Below are 7,693 nucleotides of genomic sequence, written 5' to 3'. Positions count from 1 at the left end.
CGCGCGTCCGCTTGAATGAATTGTTAGGCAGCGGGCGTTGGCTCATTGCCTAGAATTGTCGTCGCTCTCGCCCAATACCCATTTACGCCAACTACGAGGTAGTGCTGCGAGTTGGCCGAGAGCTGGACGTGTTGGCTCAGTGCGATGTTTCCATGCGCGCCATAGAACCGAGACTGATCCAACTACGCAGATACCCAGCCAAGCTAAAGCAAATACCAAGTCTAAGGCGCGCCAGCGGGCTGCCGCTGCCACGCCGATGATCGTGATGCAGATAACCAGCACTATAAAGTCGCGAGGCCGTCCCCAGGAAGTGCGCTTTTGTTGACCACCGGTCATTGCTGTTCCTGTGCCTAACTCTAATTCGACCCCAAAAGTGAGGTGTTGCACCAAGTATGCAGGTAATTACCGGGCGCTCACAAGCGAGCAACTCTTACCTCAAATCAAGCTCTTGCGCCGGTTCCGGCTGCTGTCCGTTGAGTCAGGATAACCTTGTTATCAGGCATTTTTGAGGGGCTATGAGTTATTCGGGCGGAAGTGAGGGTGTAACGGGGGCGGGTGCGCCACGTTTGATGGATCAGGTGAGGGCGAGGATGCGGCTTAAGCATTACAGCTTGCGCACGGAGCGGGCCTACGCCGCTTGGATTCGGCGCTTTATTGTTGCGAACGATAAGCGTCATCCACGGGATATGGGTGCGGTGGAGGTGGAGCGTTTTCTTAGCTCGCTGGCGGTTGAGGGGCAGGTTGCGGCAGGAACTCAGAATCAGGCGTTGTCGGCTTTGTTGTTTCTATATCGGGAGGTGCTTGGCGTGGAGCTTCCATGGATGGAAACGATTGTGCGAGCCAAGCGGCCGCAACGCGTGCCGGTGGTGCTTTCGCGTGACGAGGTAACGCGTTTGCTAACGCTGATGGAAGGTACTCGCGCATTGATGGCTTCGCTGTTGTATGGCTCCGGACTGCGTTTGATGGAATGTGTGAGGCTGCGTGTAAAGGATGTGGATTTTTCGCGTCATGAAATTTGTGTGCGCGATGGAAAGGGCGGTAAGGATCGGCATGTGCCGTTGCCGGCACGATTGAATGGGGCGCTAGCGCAGCAGGTGGAGCGCGTACGGGTCATTCATGAGCAGGATCTCGCCGCAGGACATGGCGCGGTCTGGTTGCCCAATGCGTTGGCGCGCAAGTATCGGTCTGCATCGCGAGAGTTGGGTTGGCAGTACGTCTTTCCGGCAACGGGTCTCTCGCGCGATCCGCGCGGTTCGGAGTGCCGCAGGCACCATGTGGACGAATCGTCGCTCCAAAGGGCGGTGCGTGCGGCGCGTCTACGGGCAGGGATTGTGAAGCCGGCTACCTGTCATACGTTGCGGCATTCATTCGCAACACACCTGCTTGAGTCGGGTCACGATATCCGGACGATCCAGGAGCTGCTCGGACACAAGGATGTGACGACCACGCAGATCTACACCCATGTGTTGAACCGTGGCGGTCTAGGGGTTTTGAGTCCGTTGGATCAATAGCGGGGAATAGGTCAGAGTCGTTTTTTAAGACACGACAACTGACCCGCTGCTTCAATTGCTAGCAATCCAGCCGTCTCCAATCTGCTCGAGGCGAACATGTGCTTCTTCGGCGGAGCCAGCACTCATTTCCATCAGCGTCTCCACGGCTTTTAAAGCGAGAGTTAGCGCGCGTGTCGACGCTTGGGGAAAGTTGCAGTGCTTCGTGCATAAGGTGGACGATGCCTTGAGCACGTTCCAATAGTGTGTATGAATCATCCAGCAAGGTGAGCGGATTGCCGATGGCAGCGGGGTAGTAGCTCGTGTTGAGGGTGAGCCACGCGCCGGGGGCTTTTTCTTTCATCGAAGATTCCTTTGCACGATTGAGCCTGTCGCAAGATGCGACAACGTACGTATGTGTTTGTAGGTCACGCCGCGTGTTGCGCGCGGCGTGAAGGGCTGCAGGAAAAATCCTGCTCGTTTTGTCGGAATCAGCTGCTTCCGTTTTGACGAATGCCCACTGTGGCTCGACGTCGCGCCGTCAGCGCGGCGGTGAAGTAAGGGAAATGCACCGCGGCGGGGGCACGTAGACGTGCGGGTGCCGTATGATCGAACGTAACCATGATCAACTTCCTATTAGTTGGTGGTGGCCAGCGGATCGTTTGGGTTGCCTCCCAGGCGATCCGCGTTACTTCACATCATGTCGGGCGTGTCGTGTTCTTCGAGGCGAAGGGCACGCCCGACTTACGCACCTTCGCATGAAGTGCGTTGTGCAATCTGTCGGGGCTCAGTGATTTAGTTCGTTGGTAAATGCCTACTTGGTATAGGCGAAAGAGCGTGGCCGTTGATTGGCACGGAAGGGTCGCGTCTTATTGGGTTACGCTGCGCTAATCCTAGAACGTCATTTCCTCGAAAGCGGGAATCGGGTGTCTTTACATTTCAAACGCTTAAAGTCACTGGATTCCCGCTTTCGCGGGAATGACGAGTAAAAAGTCGATGGTGGGGCGTTTCTCAATTTTGAGATAGGTTCTAGGCTAGTAGCACTTCGAACGCCAAGGAAACGCATGAGCCAGTTCGCCCTGCTAGGTAGTCGCCGTTTCGCGCCGTTCTTTTGGACGCAGGCGTTGGGTGCGTTCAATGACAGCGCGTTTCGAAATGCGATGGTGATGTTGGCGGCGTTTCAGATGGGGCTGTCCGATCATGAGGTTAGTTTGTACACCAACCTCGCGCCGGCGCTCTTCATTCTGCCGTTCTTTCTGTTTTCTGCCACGGCGGGGCAGCTGGCGGAGAAGTTCGAGAAGACGCGCATCATTCGGTACGTCAAAGTGTTTGAGATCGCGGCCATGGCGCTGGCGGCGTATGGATTTATTGGGCATCACTTGCCGTTGTTGCTGGTGGTGTTGTTCATGATGGGGATGCACTCGACGGTATTCGGTCCGATCAAGTACGCGATTCTTCCGCAGGCGCTGAAGACCACCGAACTGGTGGGTGGCAACGGCCTGGTGGAAATGGGTACGCAGATGGCGATTCTTATCGGCATGGTGGTCGGTAATACGCTGATGCTGATCGCGGGTGTGGGGCCGCATTTTTCTGCTGCATTGACGATTGGTATCGCCGCGGTTGGTTACGGCGCGAGTCGTTTCATTCCGCCTGCGCCTGCTACCGCTCCGGACTTGGTTTTCAACTGGAATCCTTTCACTGAAACGGCGCGCGTGCTGCGGATTACTCGCCAAGATCGTGCGGTGTTCAATGCAGTGTTGGGTATTTCATGGTTCTGGTTTTTTGGAACGATCCTGGTTGCGCAGCTGCCGTTGTACACGCGGGACAATCTTGGCGGCGACGGAACGGTCAATACGCTGGTGTTGACGTTGTTCTCTATCGGCACAGGCGTCGGCGCGCTGATGTGCGAAAAAATGTCGGGCAAGCGCGTCGAGATCGGCCTGGTGCCGCTGGGTGCGTTTGGATTGACAGCGTTCGGTACCGATTTGTTTTTTGCGCGTTCGGGTTCGGCGGTTGCGCACGGACTGAATTGGCTGGCGTTTCTCCATGGCGCGGGTAGCTGGCGAATCGTGGTGGACCTCACCCTGATCGGCATGTTTGCCGGCTTCTACGTGGTGCCGCTGTTTGCCTTCGTGCAGTCGCGTACGCCGCGCGATCGTGTGTCGCGCGTGATTGCCGGTAACAACATTCTCAATGCGTTGTTGATTGTCATCGCATCGTGTTTTGGGCTGGCGTTGAATACGTTGGGCTTCAACGCGCCGAAGATTTTCCTTATCGCTTCGCTGCTCAACGTGGTTGTCGCGGTTTATATCTTTACGCTGGTGCCCGAATTCCTGATGCGGTTCATCACGTGGGTGCTGGTCAATACGCTTTACCGCATTCGCGTGGATGGCATGAAGAATCTGCCGGAGGAAGGGCCGGCGTTGCTGGTGTGCAATCACGTTAGCTTTATGGACCCGCTGATCCTGATGGCGAATCTGCGTCGTCCTGCGCGCTTCGTGATGTATTACAAGATTTTCAACATTCCGGTATTGCGCTTTGTGTTCAAGACCGCGAAGGCGATTCCGATTGCGGGAAAGAAAGAAGATCCGGCGGTTATGCACAAGGCTTTTGAAGAGGTGGATGCAGCGCTGGCCGATGGCGAGCTGGTGTGCATTTTTCCGGAAGGCGGTTTGACGAAGGACGGCAGCATTCAGACTTTTCGTGCGGGCGTGGAGAAGATTCTCGAACGCCGTCCTGTGCCGGTCGTTGCCATGGCGCTGCGCGGATTATGGGGAAGTGTGTGGAGCCGGCGCGATTCGATGATGCGGCGCACGCGTTTGCCGCGCCGTTTTCGCGCGCATGTGGAATTGGTGGTGGACGCGCCTAAAGCAGCGAACGAGGTGACTGCGGCCTCGCTTGAGCAGCGTGTTCAAGAGTTACGCGGGGATATGGCCTGATCGGAGAGCCGAGTCGGGACCTTGAGATATCTCAAGGTTTTTGCTCGTCATCGCAGCTTTCGCTGGGATGACGGTTACGCGTCATCGGGCATAGCGCCGGCTTGGATGGCTTTCTGATTTTGTAGAATCATCAAGCAAAAAATGGGGATACCCAGAGTCAGGATATCCAGCCGCCGATCACGATCAACGCAACAATTGTCATCCATGCGAGCAATGCGCGCAGTAGCGCATCGCGTAGGCGGCGCAGTTCGTGCAGAGGGTCGGTGCGGTCTTCGGTGTAACCGTCACCGCCTTCCACATCCGTGAGAACATCGGCGCGTGCGGCGGCGCCGAGAAAGCCGGGATTGGAGAGATACCAGCTGTTTGGTGCGGCTTGTTGGTGCCAGCGTTTCCATGCGCCGATCACGGCGTCCCAATGTCCGACGAGTGCCAGCGTAAACACCATCAATTGCGCGGGCGCCCAATCGAGACCGTTGGCGAGATAACGTGCGAATGTGCGTGCGCCGGGATCGAGTGCAAGCGAGCTATCGTGTCCGAGCTGCCGCGCCAATCGATAGAGCAGGGCACCGGCTGGACCGAGCAGAAAGAACCAGAACAGCACGCCAAAGCGGCGGCGCAGCGCGCCGTACGCGGTTGCTTCGCCGAGTTCTGCGGTTTGCCACGGAATATGTTCGCAGTCATCGCACAATGCCTGCGCGGCGGCTTCGCGGCTGCTTTGATCGGGGGCTTTGAAGATTGCTTCCAGATCCGCTTCGAACGCGTGCGGCCCGAAGGAGAACAGCAATACGGCTAGCGCAAAGATCAGTAAGAACAGCGCGCCTAGCGGCAGCGTGTGCAACAGCCATATCACCAGCGCACAGACGACGACCGGCACCAGCACCGTGATCAGTATGCGGCCACTACCGGCAGTATCGCCAAGCTGATTTACCCAACGCCGGAAGCCTGCATCGCCGCGCCAATGCGCAAGCTGAGGCTGCAGGTGCAGCAGTCCGAGGGCGATGAGCGCAGCAAGCAAGCGTATAGCCATGAAAACGGACTCCGATGGATGGCGCCATTGTATGCGAGTGACGGGAACCCGTTCACGCCGTTGTGGCTGGCTACCGACGCGGTGAGCGCGCGACTAAAGCGCCGAGGTCCAGACCGGCGCGTTCCAGCAGCCAGTGCGAGAGCAGCTGATACGACACAGAAAGTTTTGGCGGTGTCGCCAAGCTGCCGTCGGCCAGTCCGTCGACGATCTGCTGGGGCGTAAACCAGCGTGCGTCTTCGAGTTCACCGTCGCGCAGATGGATGTCAGGCGAGAGTGCTGAGGCGGTGAACCCGATCATCAACGATGCAGGCATCGGCCACGGTTGCGAGGAGTAATAGTGCACATCGCCGACGATCACGCCGGATTCTTCGGCGACTTCGCGGCGTACGGCATCTTCCAGCGCTTCACCGGGTTCGATGAAACCGGCGAGCGTCGAGTAGCGGCCCGGCGGCCATACTGCCTGGCGTCCCAGCAGGCAGGCGCCTTGGTATTCCACGATCACGATGATGGCGGCGTCGGTGCGCGGAAAGTGGAGGCGCCCGCATGCTGGATTCGTGCAATGCATGCGATGGCCGGATGACACGCGTTGCACTGGCGATCCGCAGTAAGCGCAACAGCGCGTCTCACGTTGCCAATGGGCGAGTCCCTTGGCGTATGCGAAGAGACTGGCTTCGTCGGCGGGGAGTAGAAGGCCTGCTTCGCGCAATCCCATGCGTCGCGCATGGAGTGCGGATTCCAATGCAGCGGCGTCATGGGAATCATCGAGCAGCAGCATGAAGTACGGCTCGCCGTTGGCGATGCCGAGCAAGCTGCACGAGGCGTCCGGCAGAAGACGTTCGCGCTCGTCGGCGTTCAACCAGCGCAATCGTTCTTCATCGCGCTGCAGAAACGCATCGCCGGCGAGATCGATCAGGATGTAGTGCGCGTCGGGTGAGCGTTCTTTCGCGGCAACCCAATCGGCGTTATCGCGTTGTTCGGAAACGCGATCGAGTAACAGGCTGAGTCCGGCGAAGGTGTTGGGGTTCGTCGAAGCCATCCGTGTCTGTGGCCGCTCAGGTTGAGAACGAAGAGCCGCAGCCGCAGGTGGTCTTGGCGTTGGGATTGCGGATGACGAATTGCGAACCGCTCAGACTTTCGGTGTAGTCGATCTCGGCGCCCGTGAGGTACTGCAGCGAGAGCGGATCGACCAGCAGCGTTACGCCTTCGCGGTCGAGCGCGAAATCGTCTTCGGCGCGGGTGTCGTCAAAGGTGAAACCGTACTGGAAGCCCGAGCACCCGCCGCCGCTGATGTACACGCGCAACTTCAGCTCAGGATTGCCTTCTTCCTGAATCAGTTCATGAACCTTGCGAGCGGCCGCCTCGGTGAAGATCAGCGGGGCGCCGGCTTGGCGGTAATCGGGGATGGCGAGGATAGTTTCCATGTAACGCATATGAGGCCGCAGCGGGGCGGACTCAATGATACCGCGAAGCCCCGGGTCCCATCAGCCCGGGGCGGATGCCGCGTCAAACGGCGTGGATTCAGGCGGTGACGGCGTCCGAACGCACTTCCGGCGCGGGAAGTTCGCGCTGGATGTGGTCTTCGCCCTGATGCGCCATGCGGCCGTTCACCTGCGCGCCGGCGGCCATTTCCAGCGAGGCGTAGCGGACATCGCCGATCACGCGCGCTTGCGTGGCCAGTTCCAGGCGCTCGCTGACGTAGATGTCGCCGTTCACCTGGCCGTTGATCATCGCGTGCGGCACGCGCACTTCGCCCTGCACCTGGCCATGCTCGCTCAGCGTGAACACGGCGCTGTTGCCTTCGCCGATTACCGCGCCTTCGATGCGTCCGTCCAGATGTAGCGTGCCGGTGAAGCGGACATCGCCGCGAATGATGGTGCCGATGGAGATCAGGCTGGTCTCGGCATTGCGGGAAGGTGCGTGTTCGTTGCGTTTACGGCTGAGCATCTGTCGTGTCCCCCTGGTTGGTGGTGACTGGGCTGGATAGGGCGTCGTTCCATGCCACAGCGCGGCTGACGGGGTCGCCATTTTCCGGCTGGACTGTGACATGCAATCGCGTGGGCCGAAAATCGGCGGGCAGCGCGATCGTGGTGTGGAGTTGTTGGAAATAGCGGAAGCGGAAGGGAATGCCGTCTTTCTCGGCGGCGTCGCCGAGCGTGGGCCAATCCAGTTGCACGACTTTGTTGTCGCGCAAACCTTCGACGGTGACGGCGGTGGTGCCGCTGGTGTCATCGTCGCGCTTG

8 protein-coding genes are annotated in these 7,693 nt (G+C 58.8%); 2 read left to right on the top strand and 6 right to left on the bottom strand.

The features are described 5' to 3' along the window. The first annotated feature begins 515 nt into the window (after nucleotides 1-515). Nucleotides 516-1,511 carry an integron integrase gene (locus VK725_RS09510; protein WP_325317812.1) on the top strand — a complete coding sequence of 332 codons (996 nt, stop codon included), beginning with the start codon at nucleotides 516-518 and terminating at the stop codon, nucleotides 1,509-1,511. Between the two features lie 467 nt (nucleotides 1,512-1,978). On the opposite strand, the gene VK725_RS09505 is transcribed toward VK725_RS09510, so the two are convergent. Next, on the bottom strand, nucleotides 1,979-2,110 hold the full coding sequence (locus VK725_RS09505) for a hypothetical protein (protein WP_325317811.1): 132 nt from the start codon (nucleotides 2,108-2,110) through the stop codon (nucleotides 1,979-1,981). Between the two features lie 441 nt (nucleotides 2,111-2,551). On the opposite strand from VK725_RS09505, the gene VK725_RS09500 reads away from it, so the two are divergent. Continuing rightward, nucleotides 2,552-4,426: an MFS transporter gene (locus tag VK725_RS09500; RefSeq protein ID WP_325317810.1), complete on the top strand. Its 1,875-nt coding sequence runs from the start codon at nucleotides 2,552-2,554 to the stop codon at nucleotides 4,424-4,426. 157 nt (nucleotides 4,427-4,583) lie between these two features. Here VK725_RS09500 and VK725_RS09495 read toward each other — a convergent pair whose 3' ends face one another. From VK725_RS09495 to VK725_RS09475, 5 genes are all read right to left on the bottom strand, one after another. Next, nucleotides 4,584-5,453 (bottom strand): beta-lactamase induction protein, encoded by an 870-nt coding sequence (locus VK725_RS09495; protein ID WP_325317809.1) that lies wholly within the window; start codon nucleotides 5,451-5,453, stop codon nucleotides 4,584-4,586. Nucleotides 5,454-5,523: 70 nt separating this feature from the next. Beyond that, nucleotides 5,524-6,489 carry an NAD(+) diphosphatase gene (gene nudC, locus VK725_RS09490; protein WP_325317808.1) on the bottom strand — a complete coding sequence of 322 codons (966 nt, stop codon included), beginning with the start codon at nucleotides 6,487-6,489 and terminating at the stop codon, nucleotides 5,524-5,526. 16 nt (nucleotides 6,490-6,505) lie between these two features. Continuing rightward, nucleotides 6,506-6,874 carry an iron-sulfur cluster insertion protein ErpA gene (erpA, locus tag VK725_RS09485; protein WP_126674035.1) on the bottom strand — a complete coding sequence of 123 codons (369 nt, stop codon included), beginning with the start codon at nucleotides 6,872-6,874 and terminating at the stop codon, nucleotides 6,506-6,508. Nucleotides 6,875-6,971: 97 nt separating this feature from the next. Then, nucleotides 6,972-7,397, bottom strand: coding sequence for a polymer-forming cytoskeletal protein (locus VK725_RS09480; protein ID WP_325317807.1), 426 nt, complete (start codon nucleotides 7,395-7,397; stop codon nucleotides 6,972-6,974). Then, the coding region (locus VK725_RS09475; RefSeq protein WP_325317806.1) for a DUF6776 family protein at nucleotides 7,384-7,693 on the bottom strand (310 nt) is incomplete at its 5' end. The genes VK725_RS09475 and VK725_RS09480, both read right to left, overlap by 14 nt.

Origin of the sequence: Dyella sp., from assembly GCF_035486915.1 — a bacterium.
In the GTDB taxonomy this organism is placed as follows: domain Bacteria; phylum Pseudomonadota; class Gammaproteobacteria; order Xanthomonadales; family Rhodanobacteraceae; genus Dyella_B.
This window is presented reverse-complemented; position numbering and strand designations above follow the sequence as displayed.

What these genes read in the sequence shown, in the direction of transcription:
- VK725_RS09510 (WP_325317812.1), top strand. Translation starts at nt 516, where the DNA reads ATGAGTTATTCGGGCGGAAGTGAGGGTGTAACGGGGGCGGGTGCGCCA.
- VK725_RS09505 (WP_325317811.1), bottom strand. Translation starts at nt 2,110, where the DNA reads ATGGTTACGTTCGATCATACGGCACCCGCACGTCTACGTGCCCCCGCC.
- VK725_RS09500 (WP_325317810.1), top strand. Translation starts at nt 2,552, where the DNA reads ATGAGCCAGTTCGCCCTGCTAGGTAGTCGCCGTTTCGCGCCGTTCTTT.
- VK725_RS09495 (WP_325317809.1), bottom strand. Translation starts at nt 5,453, where the DNA reads ATGGCTATACGCTTGCTTGCTGCGCTCATCGCCCTCGGACTGCTGCAC.
- nudC (WP_325317808.1), bottom strand. Translation starts at nt 6,489, where the DNA reads ATGGCTTCGACGAACCCCAACACCTTCGCCGGACTCAGCCTGTTACTC.
- erpA (WP_126674035.1), bottom strand. Translation starts at nt 6,874, where the DNA reads ATGGAAACTATCCTCGCCATCCCCGATTACCGCCAAGCCGGCGCCCCG.
- VK725_RS09480 (WP_325317807.1), bottom strand. Translation starts at nt 7,397, where the DNA reads ATGCTCAGCCGTAAACGCAACGAACACGCACCTTCCCGCAATGCCGAG.